Source organism: Nitrosospira sp. NpAV (assembly GCF_000832065.1).
GTDB lineage: Bacteria > Pseudomonadota > Gammaproteobacteria > Burkholderiales > Nitrosomonadaceae > Nitrosospira.
Genome location: NZ_JXQM01000267.1, coordinates 1 through 478, shown reverse-complemented (window position 1 = coordinate 478; position 478 = coordinate 1). Strand labels below are relative to the sequence as shown.

Here is a 478-nt window from a genome sequence, read left to right as displayed (position 1 = left end):
AAGTCCGGGAAATAGAAGTCAAAGGACGAAATCTGGCTGAAGGTATTCCTCGCAGCTTTACAATCTCCAGTAATGAGATTCTGGAAGCTTTGGCAGAGCCGCTTAATAGTATTGTTAGTGCAGTTAAAACCGCATTGGAGCAAACGCCTCCTGAACTCGGTTCCGATATTGCAGAAATGGGAATGGTGATGACAGGGGGGGGGGCGCTGTTGCGAGATATAGACCGTCTGATTATGGAAGAGACAGGGTTGTCGGTTATTATTGCGGATGATCCGCTTACCTGTGTTGTGCGGGGTGCGGGAATGGCCCTGGATAGCATTGATCATTCGGTTGGAATTTTTGTTAGAGATTATTAATTTATTTGTCTTTCCCGCCTTCTTCCATGGTGCAAGTTGTCATATAACGTAAGGGCGCGTCGGATTTCTGGGGTCTGTTTATGTGCTGCCAATTAGCCTGCTTATATCGAATACGTAATAAC

Annotated in this window: 1 protein-coding gene; it reads left to right on the top strand. The window is 46.0% G+C overall.

What is annotated here, in order from left to right; all coding sequences use genetic code 11:
* On the top strand, positions 1 to 356 hold a 356-nt coding region (locus tag SQ11_RS16085), incomplete at its 5' end, for a rod shape-determining protein (protein ID WP_041515219.1).
* Between the last annotated feature and the right edge of the window lie 122 nt (positions 357 to 478).